The sequence below is a fragment of the Methylobacterium bullatum genome, from assembly GCF_014845095.1.
GTDB classification, from domain to species: Bacteria; Pseudomonadota; Alphaproteobacteria; order Rhizobiales; family Beijerinckiaceae; genus Methylobacterium; species Methylobacterium bullatum.
In genome coordinates, this window is record NZ_NKUG01000127.1 from 1 (window position 1) to 16,426 (window position 16,426).

The following is a 16,426-nucleotide window of genomic DNA, read 5'->3' on the forward strand; positions in this document are numbered from 1 at the left end:
GGGCCGGGGGGAGGCAGGGTCATCGTCGATCGTACCGGGATGGATCGGGGGCGGCATCGCGCTTGTAGCGATATCCCATCCGCTTGGAATGCGCGCATCCGGAGCGGCGCGCACCGCGCTCCTTTCTCCCCGCCTCGAGGCCATCTGGAAATGGCCTCCGGCCTCAAGTCCTCGCCGGATACCGAGCGTTAAGCGACAATGCTTTATCGAGATTCATGTGAGCGACGACACGGGCGTGACTGGCGAGGTGTCCGAGGACATCTTTGTGCCCGAATGTCGGCCTCACGTCGGCACTACGCCGTCGCGATTCCGTGACGGTCAAACGTTTTTTTCGAGCATTGCTAGAGAACTCGCCCGATGATGCAGGTTGCCATCGACCCGAGCGAAAGGCGCGACACCGGCTCCCGCGGGCCGGCTCCTGCCAAGCCGGCTCCTGCCAAGCCCGCTCCGGCCAAGCCGGCACTGGCGCGGCCGGTGAAGCCCGTGGCGAAGCCCGCCGCGCGCGGTCGCACGATCGCCCTCGGGACGCTGGGCTGCGTGGCCGTGGCCGGCCTGTCCTACGCGGCCTATTCGGCGATGGGCAGCCTCGCCGGCCCGCAGGTGGTGCGGCCGAACCTCTACCAGATGCAGAAGGCGCAAGGCCCCCAGGCCAAAGCCGCCGATTGGCCCGACCTGCGCGACGGCGTGCCGGCCCTGGCCTCGGCCACCGGATCGTCCGTGCCGCCCCGTGATCCCGGTATCCAACTCGTGGAAAGGCGTGCCCTCGTGGAGGAGCCGGCGAAGGCCGAGACGACTGCGAAGGTCCAGAGCCCCGCATCGGTCCAGGCCGCTGCCAAGGTCGAAGCCGCTGCTACCGTCGAAGCGCCCGCGACGGTCGAAGCTCCGGTGACGCTGGCGGCGGCGACGCCCGTTCCCCCCGTCGTCAAGGCCGAAGTGCCGCGCTCGAAGGCATTGCCGCCGATCGAGTCGGTGAGTCTCGCCCTGCCGCCCAACGCGCTCTCGCCCATCGTGCCGAACCGCGTCGCCGCCGTGATCGCCCCGAGCGCGGCCCAGACGATCAAGGCTCGCTCGGCCGAGATCAGTTTCGCGTCGCTTCCCGCCGAGCCCGCCCGGACTACGGCCGAGCCGGTCAAGCCCGCCGCCAGCGTCGTGGCGAAACCCGCCGCCGCCAAGCCCAGCGTGGCGGTGGCAAAGCCCAAGCCGGTCAAGGCGGCCAAGCCCGTGCAGGAGGCCAGCGCCGAACCCGCAGCGGCCCCCGCCGCCGCGCCGGAACCCGAACAGAGCGAGATCTTCGGCCTGAAGGTGCCGTCCCTCGCCCCGGCCGGCCGCAAGATCGCCGAGAGCGTGGAAGCCCTCGGCAATGCCGTGAAAAACCTGCCGAACCAGTTCTGACGGGCGAGCCATGCGACGGTGCATGGCAGTCCTGGCCTGTCTCCTCGCGGCGGCCTCGGCCCTCGCCGGCCCGCTTGGTCGCCAGGGGACCGTCATGAATCCCGACTGGCTGGTGGCGCCTCGTATCGGGATCGGTCGCCTCGTCTTCGGCCTCACGCCGGAGGAGGTCGCGGCGGTGGCGGACCCGGTCTACGGTGCGCCCTCGCCGCTCATCCGAGGCGCGGAGGCCGCCGCCGATGTGGACGCCATGATCGCCGAGCTGGGTCCATCCCTGTCGGCGGCCGACATCTCGGCCATGAGGCAAGCCGCCACCGATCTGGTGAGCCTGGACCGGCAGAACCTCGAGAAGGACCGCACGCCGATCCTTCTGGAATACCGCGACGGCCGATTGGACGGCGTGACGGTCGAGGCGCGGCATGCCGAGACGCATGTCCGGAAGGAGCGCGTCTTCTCGCTGACGGCGCGGGAGGTGCTGCGGCTGTTCGAGCGGGCGAACGGTGCCCCCGGCCGGTTCCGGTCCACCGAAGCGGCGTTCGACAATCTCGCGGTCTCGCTCTTCGCTTTCAGCCGGGTCTCACCGGACGGCAAGGTTCAGGCGGTGCGGGAGGACGACCCGGATTTCACGGGGCGCTCCGTGACCCTGCGCCGGGAGCCCTATCGGCCCGCGAACGAGATGGACCGGTTCGTCACGGCGTCGTTCGAGTGACGGAGCGGGCTTGCCGGTACTGCTCTTTCCCCTTGAGCGGCTGGCTTCATACCTCTGCTTTGACAAGCAGACGGCGTCCCTCTCCCCCTTGTGGGGAGAGGGCAGGAGTGGGGGTGGCGCCGCTAGCCTCTGCCCGTCGAGGGTCACCCAACCACCCCCACCTCCAACTCCTCGCCACAAGGGGGAGGAGGGGAGGACAGCGCATCCCCCGACATGCGGGAATGCCGTAGCCGCACACGGGACGAGGGAGAGAAGAAGCGGTCAGCGCGGACGGCGCTGCGGCGGCTTCTTGCCGGCTTCGCGTTCGTGGCGGGCGGCGCGGGGGCTCTTGAAGCCCTTCGGGCCCTCGGCCTCGCGGTCGGGCTCGCCGCCGAGCAGCGCCTCGACCTGGATTTCCGGCGAGCCGTTCTTGGCGAAGGTGGCGGCGAAGCGCGAGGCGGCGCCGCCTCGGATCTCGAACTTGGTCTCCCGGTCGAAGATGCGGATGGCGCCGATCTCCTGGCGGCCGATATTGCCGCGACGGGTCAGCATCGGCAGGAGGCGGCGCGGATCGGCGTTGTCGCGCCGGCCGAGATTGAGCCGGAACCAGACCGAGGGGCCTTCCGCATCGATCCGCGCCGAATCGGCCGGGTCGTAGACCTTGCGCTCCTTGCGCTCGGGGCCGGCACCCGGATCGGTGACGTCCTCGGGCTCGGGCAGGCGGGCGCGGTAGATCTTGGCGAGGGCGGCGGCGAGTTCCTGCGGCGTGCGCTGGGCGAGCAGCGCCTCGCCCATGGCGAGGTCTTCCTCGGCCGGTGTCTCGGTGAAGAGCGGGTCCTGCCACATGCGCTCGCCGTCGAGGCGACGGATCTCGTCGGCCGTGGGCGGGGCGGCCCATTCGGCATTGACCTTGGCGATGGCGAACATCTGCTCGGCGCGGCGGCGCTTGGAGGCCGGGATCAGCAGGACGCTGGTGCCCTTGCGGCCCGCGCGCCCTGTCCGGCCGGAGCGGTGCTGCAGCACCTCGGCGTCGTGCGGCAGGTCGGCATGGATGACGAGGCTCACGGTCGGCAGGTCGATGCCGCGGGCCGCGACGTCGGTGGCGACGCAGACCTTGGCGCGGCCGTCGCGGAGGGCCTGGAGCGCGGCGTTGCGCTCGCCCTGGCCGAGTTCGCCCGACAGGGCCACCGCCGAGAAGCCGCGCTCGGTGAGCACCGCCTGGAGGTGCCGCACGGCGTTGCGGGTGTTGCAGAAGACGATGGCGGTGGGCGCATCGGTGTAGCGCAGGGTGTTGACCACCACATGCTCGATCTCGCGCGGCACCACCCGCACGGCGCGGTAGGTGATGTCGGTATGGCCGCGCTCCTGGCCCTTCACGGCGATGCGCAGGGCGTCGTTCTGGTAGCGCTCGGCCAGACTCGCGATCGCCTTCGGCAGGGTCGCGGAGAAGAGCAGCGTGCGCCGCTCCTTCGGGGTCACCGAGAGGATGAATTCGAGGTCGTCCCGGAAGCCGAGATCGAGCATCTCGTCGGCCTCGTCGAGGACGGCGACGCGCAGGTTCTGGGTGGCGAGGTTGCGCCGCTCCAGATGGTCGCGCAGGCGGCCCGGCGTGCCGACGACGATATGGGCGCCCTCGGCGAGGGCCCGGCTCTCGCGGCGCGGGTCCATGCCGCCGACGCAGGCGATGACGCGGGCGCCGGTCTCGGCATAGAGCCATTCGAGCTCGCGCTGGACCTGAAGCGCGAGTTCGCGCGTCGGGGCGATGACCAGGGCCAGGGGCGGACCGGCCGGCTCCAGCCGTTCGGCATCGCCCAGAAGCGTCTCGGCGAAGGCGAGGCCATAGGCCACGGTCTTGCCGGAGCCGGTCTGGGCCGAGACGAGGAGGTCGCGGCCCTGGGCCGCCGCCTCGATCACGGCACTCTGGACGGGGGTCGGGTCTTCGTAGTTGCGGGCCTCGAGCGCTCGGACGAGCGGGGCCGGCAGGGTAGGAAAGGGCACGGGGCAGAGGCCTTGCAGGCAGACAAGGCAAACCCTGCGGATTCGAGTCACCCTGAGTGGCGACGTCGCTTCATCCGGTCGTGGGTCCGGCCTCGTTCGGTTACGGAGAGGTCGCTTCTAGCGGCAATACCGCCCCGACGCCACGCCCCATGCTGCAATGCTTCCAAGCGTGGTTTGCGTATATCCGAAAGTGCGTGCCCGCCGGTCCTCCCGTCGTCTGGCCGTTCTCCGTCCTGATCGGCTATCCTCTCCCGGTCGTCGGCCCCCGGGCAGGAACCGTGGATGCAGGAACCGTAGATGGACGTGCTCGTCATCGGCGCTGGAATCGTCGGGCTCGCGGTGGCGCGGGTCCTCGGCCGGCGCGGGCATTCGGTCGTCGTCGCAGAATCCGAGGGCGCGATCGGGACCGGCGTGTCCTCGCGCAGTTCGGAGGTGATCCATGGCGGGATGTACTACCCCGCCGGCTCCTCTCGCGCGCGGCACTGCACGCGGGGCCGGCGGATGCTCTACGAGTTCTGCCGGAGCCACGGCGTGCCCCATGCGCGGCCGGGCAAGCTCATCGTCGCCACCTCCGAGAACGAGCGGGCCACCCTGGAGGGAATCGCCGAGCGCGGCCGGGCCAACGGCGTCGAGGGCCTCGTTCTTCTGGAGGGTCGGGAGGCCCGTGCGCTGGAGCCGAACCTCGCCTGCATCGCGGCCTTGCATTCGCCCGAGACCGGCATCGTCGACAGCCATGCCGTGATGCTGGCCCTGCAGGGCGACATCGAGGATGCGGGCGGGGCCATCGCCTTTCACAGCCCGGTCGGGGCGATCCGGCGCGATGACGGGGGCTGGCGGGTCGAGGTCTGCGGTGATGAACTGTCCTTCGATGCCGTCGTCAACGCCGCCGGCCTCGGCGCGCAAGCGGTGGCGCGGGCGGTCGAGCCTTATCCGCCCGCGCGGATCCCGAGGCAGGTCCTCGCCAAGGGCAGCTATTTCGGCTGCCTCGGCCGCCCGGCCTTCTCGCGGCTTATCTATCCCGCCCCGATGGAAGGGGGCCTCGGCATCCATCTCACCCTCGATCTGGCCGGTCGGATGCGGTTTGGGCCGGACGTGGAATGGGTGGAGGTGCCGGATTACGTCGTCGATCCAGGCCGCGCCGAGGCCTTTACCCACGCCATCCGGCGCTACTGGCCGGGGCTGCCCGATCATGCGCTGACGCCGGATTACGCAGGCATCCGCCCCAAACTCACCGGACGGGGCGAGCCGGCGGCGGATTTCGTCGTCGACGGACCGGCCGAGCACGGCCTGCCGCACCTCGTCCACCTGTTCGGCATCGAGAGCCCCGGGCTGACCTCGAGCCTGTCGCTGGCCGAGGAGGTGGCGGATCGGCTGGTCGGGGCCGAGGCGTGAGGGCCACGGGATTCATCAATCCGCTCGGCGGATGTTCCCTCGATCCGAGAGGGTTTGGCATAAGTCGCAACGCGCTCCCTCTCCTGGAAGGAGAGGGGACCTGCGCATCCCGCGCGATGTGTGACAATCGTAGGCTTGAGGGCGGGGCGTCGGCCTGTTGACACTCCTGCTGGGCGTCGCGATCTTTCGGACATTCAGTGTCGGGCCTGACGCCATGACCGAGATCCAATTCGTCGCCTTTGTGGTGACCCCGCTCCTGGCCCTCGCCGTCGGCGGGGGCGTGGCATTGTGGGCCCGCCATTGGGCGTAGGGCGCGCCCCCTCCAATCAGCCGCCGAAACGTTCGGTCCTGATACGGCCCGGTTCGAGCCCGGCATCGACCAGCAGGTCCGCCGCGTTTCCGACGAAGGCGTTTCCGCCGCAGATATAGACGTGGCGCGGAGCACCGAGCCGGTCCAGGGCGTCGCCGATCATCGCCCCGTCGACGCGGCGGCCACCGGCCCGCGTCAGGTTCAGCATCAGGTCGAAATGCGGCTCGTCGCGTGCGCGAAGGGCCAGTTCCTCCGCGGCGATCGTCTCGGCCGCATCGCGCACCGAGTACAGCAGCAGGGCGGGTACCTCGGGCGCGGCCGCCGCGCGATGGCGCAGCATCGCCAGCAGCGGCACCACGCCGGAGCCGCCGCCCACGAGGAGGAGGGGGCCGCCATCCTCCGGGCGCCAGACGAACGAGCCGCCGATGGGGCCGCGCAGCTCGATCGTGTCGCCGATCTCCGCCACGGAATCGAAGAAGCCCGAAACCTCGCCATCGGGCAGGCCCTCGATCATCAGTTCGATCGCGCCGTCCGCGCCCGGCGCCGAGGCGATGGAGTAGCTGCGCTGGGCCTGGTAGCCGTCGGGAGCCGTCAGGCGCACGTCCACATGCTGCCCGGCCAGCATCGGCCGGTCGAAATCGATCCGGAACCGGTAGCTCTTCACCCGCCGCGTCACCGGTTCGATGGCAAGGAGCGTGGCGGTCTGCCAGGGGAGGGGCCGCGCGGTGGGATCAATCACCGGTGAAGCGCTGCTCGCGCCAGGGATCGCCGTACATGTGGTAGCCGCGCAATTCCCAGAAACCGCCCTCGTCCTTCCTGGTGAAGCGCAGGCCCTTCACCCATTTGGCGCTCTTCCAGAAATACAGATGCGGCACGAGGAGTCGGGCCGGGCCGCCGTGATCGGGCTCGATCGGCTTGCCCTCGTAATGGGTCGCCACCATCGCCTTGGGGCCGGCGAGATCGGCCACCGGCACGTTGGTGGTGTAGTCGTCATAGCCTTCCGCGAGCAGGAACTCGGTGGGGGCCGAGATCCCGGCGGCGGCGAGGATGTCGTCGATGCTGACGCCTTCCCAGCCCGTGTCGAACTTGGACCATTTCGTCACGCAATGGATGTCGCCGCGCCAGGAGGTCCGGGGGAGGGCGGAGAATTCCGCCCAGTTCCAGCTCTTCAGGGGCCGCGAGCCTTCGCGCAGGGTGAAGCTCCAGCTCTCCATGTCGATGCGCGGATTCGGACCGATCTGCAGGACCGGAAAGTCCTGTTCGAGATACTGGCCCGGAGGAAGCCGCTCGCCCGTCGCTTCCGGCGGCCGTCGTCCCGTGAAACCGCGTGTCGCCATGCCCGTCTCCGTCCGCGCGCTTGCGTCCCCGTCCGTCTTCGAGCTTCGGCCCGAGCGGGTCAAGCCGCGCCGGGACGATCACCCTAAGCAGGTTTGGCAGACGTGGCCGCCGGTTCTGCGACAAGAACCTGCTCAGTCCTGCAGACGTCCCGGCAGGATACCCTCGGCGACGAACAGGATTCCTTCCGGCCGGTACGTGATGGTCGCGGTGCCGTCGATTTCCTGGGCGAAGGCGCGCTCGATCAGCCGCGAGCCGAACCCCGTCCGCGTCGGCACCGCCACCGGCGGCCCGCCCGTTTCCTGCCAGGTGACGCGGAAGTCGTGCGGCGCGCTGCCGTCGAGAAGGCTCCAGGACAGCCGGACCCGCCCGGTATCGTTCGACAGGGCGCCGTATTTCACCGCGTTGGTGGCGAGTTCGTGCAGCGCCATCGCCAAGGCCAGGGCGCCGCGCGGCGGCAGCCTGATCTCGCCGCCGTCGAGGTCGACGCGCTCGCGGCCCTCGCTCTGGAACGGGGTGAGCGCGCGGTCCGCGATATCGGCGATGGAGACGCTGTCCCAGGCCTCCTCGGTCAGGACGTCGTTCGCCGCGGCCAGGGACACCACCCGCGCTTCGAGGGATCGGCCCGCCTCTTCGAGGGAGGGCGCGGTGCGCAGGGTCTGCCGGATGATCGACTGGATGAGCGTCAGGGTGTTCTTGACCCGATGGGTCAACTCGCCCGCGAGCAGGCTGCGATACTCCTCTGCATGCTTGCGCTCGGTGATGTCGAGGGAGATGCCGGCCATGCTGAGGGGCGTTCCATCGGCGCGGTAGAAGGTCTGGCCGCGGATATGGACCCAGCGCAGGTCGCCGGACGGCGCGATCACCCGATACTCGATGTCGTAATCGACGTTCCGCTCGATGCAGCGGCGCACCTCTGCCAGCATCCGTTCGCGGTCGCCGGAATGGATCGTGGCGAGCAACTCGTCGTAGCTGAGCGGCGCGTCGGCATCCCGCCCGAAATTCATCCGAAAATGATCCGACGTCTCCAGCGTCATGTCGACGAGATCGAGGGTCCAGGAACCGAGCCGGCCGGCACTGAGCGCGAAACGCAGGTTGGTCTCGCTGCGGCGAAGCTCCTGTCTCCGGCGCTCGACCTCGGTCTCCAGGGCATCGCGGTCCTCCTGCAGCCGGACGAGGCGGTCCCGCTCCAGCGTCACGTCGAGCTGTGAGGCGAAGAAGTAGGCGACCCGGCGATTCGAATCAAAGACCGGCGCGATGAGAAGCCGGTTCCAGAAGACGTCGCCGTTCTTGCGATGGTTGAGAAGGTCGATCTCGATCGGGACGCCTTTGGCGATGGCTTCGCGAATGCGGGCGACATCCGCCGGGTCCGTCAGGGGGCCTTGCAGGAACCGGCAGTTGCGGCCGAGGACCTCTTCGCGCGAGAAACCCGTGGCCCGCTCGAACGCGGTATTCACGAACACGACCGGCATGTCGGGCTGGTTGGGGTCGGCGATGACCATCGGCATCCGCGTCGCGCGCAAGGCCGCGGCGAAGGGATCGGGCCCGTCGACGGTACGGGCGATTTCCGAGGCGATCCGATCCTGTTCGGAAACTCGGATCACCGCGCGACGTCCAGGATGATCGAATGCCTCACGCGTCGCCTCGACATACAACCGGACCCGTTCGCCAAAAAGCGATTCGGACAGGATTCGTTGTACGCCCGAGCAAAGAACAGGCAAGGCTTCATCTCGACTTATCGGTCGGCGCGAGCGAGATGACTTCGCGAAACATTGATTTCGCCCCGTCTAATGTATGTTTGCATACATTCGTCGAGGTCTTGGTCGTGGTGTGTCGAACCGCGTCGGGATCGCCACGGTCGACGATTCTCCGACCCTTCAAACGCGGAACGCCCGCCACGGTCGAACCGGGCGGGCGTCCTCGACGATCGGAAAGTGGGGTTTCAGCAGCCCTTGGCGGCGTCCGCGGCTGTGGGCTTGCCGTCCTGCTGCTTGGCGACGTCGGACGCCGAGGTCGCCGTGTTGGCGCCGACATTGTTCATGGCGCCGACGGTGCCGGGCGACTCGGCCTTCGCGCCGGGGCTCACGTTGCCGGTGGCGGCAGGATCGACCTTCGAGCTCTTGTCGTTCATGGCCGCTTTCCCGTCCGCCGTGGAGCCGGTCGCGCAGGGGGCGGCGATGGCCATTGCCGAGCTGAGCATCACGATGGCGCCGGCGCCGACGAGCTTGGAAATCTGTCGCATCTATTCCTCCAGGAAGTAGTTCTGCCCTCACAACGGGAGCGGGGCTTCATTCGTTCCCCTGTTTTTCTGAATCGTCCCGGTCATGGAAAGACAAATTTCCATAGGCGGGAAAGGACAAGCTTATCGGTCAGGTGGTGCGGTGCGCCGTTGTTTGCGCTCTTCGTTTTGCGCTGCACAAGATCGTCGGCGCGGAAGATCTATTGGCGGGATTGTCAATGCGGTGCGACATTGGTCGCATGATCCATTTCGCCGATGGCGACGGTGAGAACATCCGTGAGGAGCGCGGCGAGACGCTCCACGGCCGGGTCGGACCTCGTCCGAGCCTCGAGCAGGTGAAGGGAGAGAGACGGCAGCCGGGGCAGGCCGGACTCCTCCTGGTCGAGCGCCGTGAGCGCGGCGGGCAGGCCGTGGGGTGTGCGGACGGTCAGGCCGAGACCCGCCGAGACGGCGGCCCACAGGCCCGCGAGACCCGGACTGCTGAACGAGATCCGCCAGGGGATCGCCGCCGCGTCGAGGGCGTTCAGGGCGGCGTGCCTGAAAATGCAGGGCGATCCGAATAGGACCAGGGGGATTGGGTGGTCGGTGCCCGGCGTGACGCCGCGACGCGGTCCGATCCAGGCCATCGGCAGGGTTCCGATGACGGCGCCGTCCCGCTCGCCCCCGTCCTCGTCCCAGAGGAGCGCGAGGTCGAGCTGGCCCTCGTCCAGGCGCGAACGCAGGGTCGCGTTCCGGTCCACATGCGCGTCGATCCTGACGCCGGGATGCAGGCGCGCGAAGCGCCCGAGGGTCTCCGGAAGCCAGGTCTCGGCGAAATCCTGCGGCAGGCCGATCCGGACCCTGCCCGTGAGGGCTGGCGAGCCGAGGGCGTTCACGGCGGCATCGTTCAGGTCGAGCAGCCTGCGGGCATAGCCCAGTAGCATCTCACCCGCTTCGGTGAGGACGAGCCCGCGCCCGTGCTTCTGCACGAGTTGCTGGCCGACCTGGTCCTCCAGCTTGCGCAATTGCAGGCTGATCGCCGACGGCGAGCGGCCGAGCCGTGACGCCGCCCTGGCGAAGCTGCCGAGCTCGATCCCGGTCACGAAGGACCGCAACACGTCCATGTCGAGGTTGACCGGCAGAGACATTGAGTTTTGCCAAACGATCGGTTCGGAATTACGAGATTTTCCAAGCGATCCTGTCGCGGCATGCTCATCTCGTCAATCGCGGATCCTTCGCGATGGAGCGAGGAGAAGAGCGTCATGCCGTTCGTGAATGTGACAATCGCAGGGTCGGGCATCGGGGCGGATCGGGTCGGCCGCCTGCAGAGCGGAGTGACGGCGCTCATGGCCGACATTCTGGGAAAGAACCCGGATCTCACGGCCGTGCTCGTCGAGGAGGTGCCCGCGTCCGGCTGGCAGGTGGGAGGGCGGCCGGTCGAAGTCGCGGCGCATGTCCAGGCGGCCATCACCGCCGGCACCAACGACGCCGAGGAGAAGGCCCGCTTCATCGCCGAGGCCAACGCCCTGCTGCATCGGGTGCTCGGTGAGGCCTTGCCGCTCGCCACCTACGTGGTGGTCCAGGAGATCGCGGCCGATGCCTGGGGCTACGACGGCCTGACGCAGGAGCACCGGCGGCTTACGCGCTAAAAGCGCGCCTGCCGGAACGGTACGGGTTCGGACAATCGCGATATCGACGAGGTCGTTCTGTCGGCGTTCACCTGCGGCGCCCTAAATGGACACGGTAGAGGTCTACGTCGGCCTCACTGTCGCGTCGAACGAGACCGTGGTGGCACTCCAGTGTCCGTCGGCCGCGTCACTCGCGGCGTAGGACACTCGAGAAGTGATGTCTGCAGCCCCGTGAAGATCGCCCTCCTCGCTCACCTGAAATACCCCATCGCCCAGCCCTTCTCCGGAGGGCTCGAGATGCACACGCATCTGCTCGCGAGCACCCTGCGTGCCCGCGGCCACAGCGTGACGCTCTACGCGTCCGAAGGGTCGGACGCGCGTGGCTGCCTCAAGGCGGTCTGCCCGCCCACGGGCAGTGCCGTCGACGACGAGTCCGGACTGCGGATCGACCGCGCCGAACTCGCCGCCTACGAGGCGATGGTGGCGGATGTGGCGCGCGGCGACTTCGACATCATCCACAACAACAGCCTGCATTACTTGCCGTTGCTGCGCGCCCGCGATCTCGGCGCGCCGATGGTGACGGCGTTGCATACGCCGCCCTTCGAGCCCTTCGTGCGCGGCGTGAAGGCGCGGGCGGACGACATGACCTTCGCCGCCGTCTCGGAATCGCTGGCGCGCGAGTGGCTGCCCTTCCTCGACGAGCCGCTGGTGATCGGCAACGGCATCGATCTCGACGCCTTCGCCTATTCGCCCGTCCCCAAGGGCGAGCCCCATGCGATCTGGATGGGACGCCTCGTGCCCGAGAAGGGGCCGCATCTGGCCATCGACGCCGCCCGCGTCGCCGGCATCCCCCTGAAATTCGCCGGTCCGCAGAGCAACCGCGCCTATTGGGACGCCGAGATCGCCCCCCGCCTCGGCCCGGACATCACCTATCTCGGCCATCTCGGCCATGCCGAACTCGCCCGCCGCGTCGGCGAGGCCCATGTGGCCCTATGCACGCCGCGATGGGAGGAGCCGTTCGGCCTCGTCCTGGCCGAGTTCCTGGCCTGCGGCACGCCGGTGGCGGCCTTCGCCCGCGGCGCCATCCCCGACATCCTGGACGAGACGTCGGGCGTTCTGGCCCAGGCCGACGATCCGGTGGATCTCGGGCGGGCGCTGTCCCGCGCCATCCGCCTCGACCGGCACGATTGCCGCCGCCGGGCCGAGCACCTCTTCGACGCCGACACCATGACCGACCGCTACGAGGCGATGTACCATGCCGAAATCCGCCGCTGGTCGACCCCCGTCTCCGTCCGTCCGGTCCCGGCCGGCGCTCGCGCACCCCTGCTCGACAATGCGTAACAGCCCGCTTTCCCTCGGCCGGGCCGTCGTCTGCGTCCCCGCCCGCAACGAAGCCGAGGTGATGCCGCGCCTCGTGCGCTCCCTCGACCGGCAGATCGGTTCGGGAGACGGCGCGCTGCTGCGCGTCGTGATCCTGGCCAACAATTGCACCGACGAAACCGTGTCGCTGATCCGCGAGATGGAGCGCAACGGTGAGACCCGCCATCTCGACCTCCGGGTGATCGAGGCCGTGGTGCCGCGCGAGGTGGCCCATGTGGGCACGGCCCGCCGGATGGCGCTCGATGCCGGGGCCGACTGGCTCGACGCCGATGGTGTGCAGGATGCCGTCCTCCTCAGCACCGATGCCGACGCCGTCGCCGCGCCCGGCTGGGCCCGCGCCAATCTGGCGGCCCTGGAGCATGCCGAACTCGTGGGCGGCCGCCTCGTCATCGAGACGGAGGAGAGCGAGAACCGGGACCCGGAGATCCACGCGCTGCATCGCCGGATCGAACAATACTGGGTCGCGGTGCGCGCCCTCGAAGAGGCCATCGATCCCCCCGCCCACGATCCGGCGCCCCGCCACGGCGACCATGTGGCGGCGAGCCTGGCGCTGCGCGCCGCGCTCTACCGCGAGGTCGGCGGGCTGCCCGCGATTCCCTGCGGCGAGGACAACGCGCTGGTCGCCAAGGTCCGCCTCGCGGGTGGCCGCGTGCGCCATTGCCCCCGTGTCTCGATCTCCGTCTCCGATCGCGGCACCGGCCGCGTCACCGGCGGGATGGCCACCGAGATGGCCCGCCGCGCCCGCGTCGTCGCGGGCGAGGAGGATTACCTCCTGCCGCCGGCGAGCCATTGGCTCGCCGTGATCGAGCGCCAGCGCGCGTTCCGCCTCGCCTGGAGCGCCAAGGGCGGCCCGGAAGCCGGGCTGCGGGCGCTCGGAATCTCGGCCGAGGACATCGCCGCCATCGATCCGGGCTCTTGCGTCAACGCCATCGCCTTCGCCGAGCGCGTGGGCGAACGGGTCGGCGAGATCGCGCCCGAGCCGGCGCACGTGCCCCTCGACGAGGCCATCGCGGGGCTCGACGCCTTGCTCGCCCGGCTGATCGACAGGCCCAGGGCCCGCGTCGCGTGAGCGAGGCGGCGGCGCACCGGCGTCCCGTCGGCTACTACGTCCATCATCAGGGCGCCGGTCACTGGCAGCGGGCGAATCTCATCGCCGCCCGCCTGGACCGGCCCGTGACCCTCATCGGCACCCTGGCCGACATCGACACCTCGACCGCCAACGGCGCGATCCTCGACCTGCCCGACGACCGGCTCACCGGATTCGACGGCCAGGACGGCGAGGCGATCCGGCCGGACTGCTTCCACTATGTCCCCGTGGGGATCGACCGCATCCGCGCCCGGATGGGGAGGCTAGCCGCCTGGATGGCCGAGCACGATCCGGCCCTGCTCATCGTCGACGTGTCGGTGGAGGTGACGCTCCTCGCGCGGCTCCTGTCGGTGCCGACCGTGGTGGTGCGCCTGGCCGGAAACCGCACCGATATTCCGCATCTCGAAGGGTTCCGCTCGGCCGAGCGCCTGCTGGCCTTCAACCCCCCCGAGATCGAAACGGCCGGAACGCCCGATTGGGTGCGGGCGAAGACCCTCTATGCCGGCTTCCTGGCCGATGCCCCCAAGGCAAGCGCGCCCGATGACGGCTCCATCGTGGTGATCTACGGGCGGGGCGGGACCGGCGGCTCGGCCTCCGACCTCGCGGCGGCGGCCCGCGCCGTCCCCGACCGGCAGTGGCACGTGCTCGGTCCGGTGGAGCCTCTCGCGACCGACGCCCCGCCGAACCTGCATCTCCACGGCTGGGTCGCCGAGACCGGCCCCTATCTCGACCGTGCCGCCCTCGTGGTCGGTGGCGGCGGCGACGGCGTCGTCGCGGCGGTGGCGACACGGGCCAAGCGCTTCCTCTGCCTGCCGGAACCCCGTGCCTTCGACGAACAGACGGCGAAAGCGGAATCCCTGGCGGCTCTCGGCGCGGCTATCGTCCGCACCGCATGGCCGGACGCCTCGGACTGGCCGGCATTGATCCAGGCGGGCCTCGCGCTGGATCCGTCAGTGATCGGCGGGTTGGTGCAGGCCGACGCCATCGGTCGCACGGTTGCGATCATCGAAGAGGTCATCGCGGGCATCGAGCGCCGACGCGCGCCTTGGGTCTAGCGCCCGTTTGAGGCGCTGTTCCAAGCCTTTACCTCATCCTGAGGTGCCGCGGAGCGGCCTCGAAGGAGGCTTCCAGGGATCGCATCGACCACTGGAGGGCTCCTTCGAGGCCTTCGCTGCGCGCCGGCACCTCAGGATGAGGTGGATTGGTGGGATGAACCAGCCCTCGACGTCTGAAAGCAAAGCCGCCAGCGGTTCTGCACCAATACCTAAAAAGGCCGGTCCAGCGGCACCCGCGCGGCGTCCATCTCGTCCACTGTCGGCATGCGCAGGATCGTCGGCGCCTCGCGCCAGGTCGGCGGCAGCAATCCCAGCCGCGCGAAGGCATCGAGCCAGCCATCCATGGGCCAGAGCCCGTGGCGGGCGTGGAAGCGGGTAGCGTTGGCGATGATGTCGGAAAAATGCTGGAGCGGCGGGTCGAAGGCCCCGTGATACTGGTGGAAGGCGTGGCCGCCCGCGCTGAACAGGATCGGGATGCCGGCGGCATCGGCCCGGAAGGCGAGGTCGGTATCCTCGGCGCCGTAGCCGTCGAAGGCCTCGTCGAACCCGCCGATCCGGTCGAAGGTCGTGGCCCGGACACCGAAGGCGAGGGACCAGAACAGGCCGGGATTGTCGGTGCGGGCGAGGCCCGCTGCCGGGAAGCTGCGCACCGGATGGGTATGCCCCACGGCGCGCAACCCCGCCTCGGTCCAGCCATCGTCGACGGCCCGCGCCGGCAGGTAGCTCACCTCGCAGCAGATCAGCCCATCGGCTCGCCCAAGATCCCCGTCGAGGCTCGCGACGAGATCGCCCGAGGGAATGCAATCCACATCGAGGAAGATCAGGTGATCGCCGCAGGCCGCGCGGCGCCCGGCGTTGCGGGCACTGGCCAGGGGCAGGCCCGTGCTCGGCAGGTCGATGCGGCGGATGGGAAAGCCGTGATCGGGGAGGGGGGCGGGGTTAGCCCCCATCTCCACCACGATGCATTCGGCCGGATGCGTACCCCGGCCGAGCCCTTCGAGCAGGCGCGCCAGATGCGCGTCGCGGCCCTTGTTCAGCGTGATGACGGTCGTGCTCATGCGGCGTCCGCCGGCATCGCGACGAAGATCTCGTAGGGGCCGAGGAAGCGCGCGATCATCTCCGGCGCGAGGCGGAACCCCGTCGGGTCGTCGGAAATGAGGTCGGTGGTCTGCGAGCGATGCGCCGCCACGGCCCGCGCCTTCGCCTCCACATGCTTGCCGACATCGAGGCGGTAGCCCGACGGAGGAGCGCCGACCTCCGTGCCCTGCGGCAGGGTCCAGCCCCAGACCGGATAGGCGAAGGCCTTCGTCGCGCCGAGCTTCGGCTGGGCCAGCCGCACGATGGCGGCCGCCGCCTGATGATCGCAATGGGGATCGTGCGCCCAGGTCACGCAGACCGCGCCGGCCCCGCTCTCTTTGGCCACGGACGCCACCACATCCGCCGCCGCCTGCGCCTCGGGGCCGCGGCTCGGCACCCCCGCATCGGGCAGGCGCAGGAACGTGACGTTGGCGGGGGCGAGGCCGAGCGCCGCCACCGCTTCCAGTGTCTCCTCCTCGCGCAGCGCCCGCAGGCGGAGCGGCGGATAGAGGGCGGAATGGGTGTGCGAGCCGCAGCCGTCGCTGACGATCACGAGCCGCACCTCTCGCCCGCGTGCGCAGGCCTCGGCGATCAGGCCCCCGCATCCGAGGCTCTCGTCATCCGGGTGCGGGGCGACGACGACGAGCCCGCCACCATCGGTGAGGGCATCGAGATCCGCCACGGGGAGATTCTCGGCGGCGGTGAGAAAGGCGTCGGCATGCATGGAAGCGAGGAGTCCCTGAGAAAGGATGGCAGCGCCATCGCCATGATTGTCCGAACCCGTTTCCTGACCCTACGGCATTCACACGTGTCGCGGGCTGCTCCGCCCCGCCCTCCTCCCCCTTGTGGGGAGGAGTTGGAGGTGGGGG

General features: G+C 69.7%; 15 protein-coding genes. 7 read left to right on the forward strand and 8 right to left on the reverse strand.

Translation table 11 applies throughout. The features are described 5' to 3' along the window. Window positions 1-357: 357 nt before the first annotated feature. Together MBTS_RS17405 and MBTS_RS17410 are read left to right on the forward strand one after the other, a co-directional pair. Entirely contained in the window at window positions 358-1,392 is a 1,035-nt protein-coding gene (locus tag MBTS_RS17405; protein ID WP_192216109.1) for a hypothetical protein, read from the forward strand. A gap of 22 nt (window positions 1,393-1,414) precedes the next feature. Then, complete coding sequence (locus MBTS_RS17410; protein WP_192216110.1) at window positions 1,415-2,098, forward strand: hypothetical protein; 684 nt, start codon at window positions 1,415-1,417, stop codon at window positions 2,096-2,098. 261 nt (window positions 2,099-2,359) lie between these two features. On the opposite strand, the gene MBTS_RS17415 is transcribed toward MBTS_RS17410, so the two are convergent. Beyond that, complete coding sequence (locus MBTS_RS17415) at window positions 2,360-4,075, reverse strand: DEAD/DEAH box helicase (RefSeq protein ID WP_056149859.1); 1,716 nt, start codon at window positions 4,073-4,075, stop codon at window positions 2,360-2,362. Window positions 4,076-4,372: 297 nt separating this feature from the next. Here MBTS_RS17415 and MBTS_RS17420 point away from each other — a divergent pair, with 297 nt between their 5' ends. Continuing rightward, the gene (locus MBTS_RS17420) at window positions 4,373-5,467 is read left to right on the forward strand and encodes an NAD(P)/FAD-dependent oxidoreductase (RefSeq protein WP_192216111.1); all 1,095 of its coding nucleotides are present in this window, start codon (window positions 4,373-4,375) and stop codon (window positions 5,465-5,467) included. A 326-nt stretch (window positions 5,468-5,793) separates the two neighbouring features. Here the strand turns inward: MBTS_RS17420 and MBTS_RS17425 are convergent, their stop codons facing one another. From MBTS_RS17425 to MBTS_RS17445, 5 genes are all read right to left on the reverse strand, one after another. Next, window positions 5,794-6,516: an FAD-binding oxidoreductase gene (locus MBTS_RS17425; RefSeq protein WP_192216112.1), complete on the reverse strand. Its 723-nt coding sequence runs from the start codon at window positions 6,514-6,516 to the stop codon at window positions 5,794-5,796. Continuing rightward, complete coding sequence (locus MBTS_RS17430; RefSeq protein ID WP_056149852.1) at window positions 6,509-7,114, reverse strand: sulfite oxidase-like oxidoreductase; 606 nt, start codon at window positions 7,112-7,114, stop codon at window positions 6,509-6,511. The genes MBTS_RS17425 and MBTS_RS17430 overlap by 8 nt, the downstream gene beginning before the upstream one ends. Window positions 7,115-7,246: 132 nt before the next feature. Further along, window positions 7,247-8,716: an HWE histidine kinase domain-containing protein gene (locus tag MBTS_RS17435; protein ID WP_192216113.1), complete on the reverse strand. Its 1,470-nt coding sequence runs from the start codon at window positions 8,714-8,716 to the stop codon at window positions 7,247-7,249. A gap of 338 nt (window positions 8,717-9,054) precedes the next feature. Next, window positions 9,055-9,354 carry a hypothetical protein gene (locus tag MBTS_RS17440; protein ID WP_056149850.1) on the reverse strand — a complete coding sequence of 100 codons (300 nt, stop codon included), beginning with the start codon at window positions 9,352-9,354 and terminating at the stop codon, window positions 9,055-9,057. 212 nt (window positions 9,355-9,566) lie between these two features. Beyond that, a complete protein-coding gene (locus MBTS_RS17445) occupies window positions 9,567-10,478 on the reverse strand; it encodes a LysR substrate-binding domain-containing protein (protein ID WP_192216114.1) in 912 nt (303 codons plus the stop codon). Between the two features lie 114 nt (window positions 10,479-10,592). On the opposite strand from MBTS_RS17445, the gene MBTS_RS17450 reads away from it, so the two are divergent. The 4 genes from MBTS_RS17450 (at window position 10,593) to MBTS_RS17465 (ending at window position 14,480) form a co-directional block, all read left to right on the forward strand. Next, the gene (locus tag MBTS_RS17450) at window positions 10,593-10,979 is read left to right on the forward strand and encodes a tautomerase family protein (RefSeq protein ID WP_192216115.1); all 387 of its coding nucleotides are present in this window, start codon (window positions 10,593-10,595) and stop codon (window positions 10,977-10,979) included. A gap of 210 nt (window positions 10,980-11,189) precedes the next feature. Further along, window positions 11,190-12,299 (forward strand): glycosyltransferase family 4 protein, encoded by a 1,110-nt coding sequence (locus MBTS_RS17455; RefSeq protein ID WP_018042271.1) that lies wholly within the window; start codon window positions 11,190-11,192, stop codon window positions 12,297-12,299. Next, window positions 12,292-13,407, forward strand: coding sequence for a glycosyltransferase family 2 protein (locus tag MBTS_RS17460; protein ID WP_192216116.1), 1,116 nt, complete (start codon window positions 12,292-12,294; stop codon window positions 13,405-13,407). Before MBTS_RS17455 ends, MBTS_RS17460 begins: the two co-directional genes overlap by 8 nt. Continuing rightward, complete coding sequence (locus tag MBTS_RS17465) at window positions 13,404-14,480, forward strand: glycosyltransferase (protein WP_192216117.1); 1,077 nt, start codon at window positions 13,404-13,406, stop codon at window positions 14,478-14,480. The genes MBTS_RS17460 and MBTS_RS17465 overlap by 4 nt, the downstream gene beginning before the upstream one ends. 209 nt (window positions 14,481-14,689) lie before the next feature. Here the strand turns inward: MBTS_RS17465 and MBTS_RS17470 are convergent, their stop codons facing one another. Further along, entirely contained in the window at window positions 14,690-15,538 is an 849-nt protein-coding gene (locus MBTS_RS17470; RefSeq protein ID WP_192216118.1) for a glycosyltransferase family 2 protein, read from the reverse strand. Next, window positions 15,535-16,281 carry a PIG-L deacetylase family protein gene (locus MBTS_RS17475; protein ID WP_192216119.1) on the reverse strand — a complete coding sequence of 249 codons (747 nt, stop codon included), beginning with the start codon at window positions 16,279-16,281 and terminating at the stop codon, window positions 15,535-15,537. The genes MBTS_RS17470 and MBTS_RS17475 overlap by 4 nt, the downstream gene beginning before the upstream one ends. Between the last annotated feature and the right edge of the window lie 145 nt (window positions 16,282-16,426).

Coding starts and splice junctions, on each gene's coding strand:
- MBTS_RS17460 (WP_192216116.1), top strand. CDS start 12,292: ATGCGTAACAGCCCGCTTTCCCTCGGCCGGGCCGTCGTCTGCGTCCCC.
- MBTS_RS17450 (WP_192216115.1), top strand. CDS start 10,593: ATGCCGTTCGTGAATGTGACAATCGCAGGGTCGGGCATCGGGGCGGAT.
- MBTS_RS17405 (WP_192216109.1), top strand. CDS start 358: ATGATGCAGGTTGCCATCGACCCGAGCGAAAGGCGCGACACCGGCTCC.
- MBTS_RS17420 (WP_192216111.1), top strand. CDS start 4,373: ATGGACGTGCTCGTCATCGGCGCTGGAATCGTCGGGCTCGCGGTGGCG.
- MBTS_RS17430 (WP_056149852.1), bottom strand. CDS start 7,114: ATGGCGACACGCGGTTTCACGGGACGACGGCCGCCGGAAGCGACGGGC.
- MBTS_RS17445 (WP_192216114.1), bottom strand. CDS start 10,478: ATGTCTCTGCCGGTCAACCTCGACATGGACGTGTTGCGGTCCTTCGTG.
- MBTS_RS17470 (WP_192216118.1), bottom strand. CDS start 15,538: ATGAGCACGACCGTCATCACGCTGAACAAGGGCCGCGACGCGCATCTG.
- MBTS_RS17440 (WP_056149850.1), bottom strand. CDS start 9,354: ATGCGACAGATTTCCAAGCTCGTCGGCGCCGGCGCCATCGTGATGCTC.
- MBTS_RS17475 (WP_192216119.1), bottom strand. CDS start 16,281: ATGCATGCCGACGCCTTTCTCACCGCCGCCGAGAATCTCCCCGTGGCG.
- MBTS_RS17410 (WP_192216110.1), top strand. CDS start 1,415: ATGGCAGTCCTGGCCTGTCTCCTCGCGGCGGCCTCGGCCCTCGCCGGC.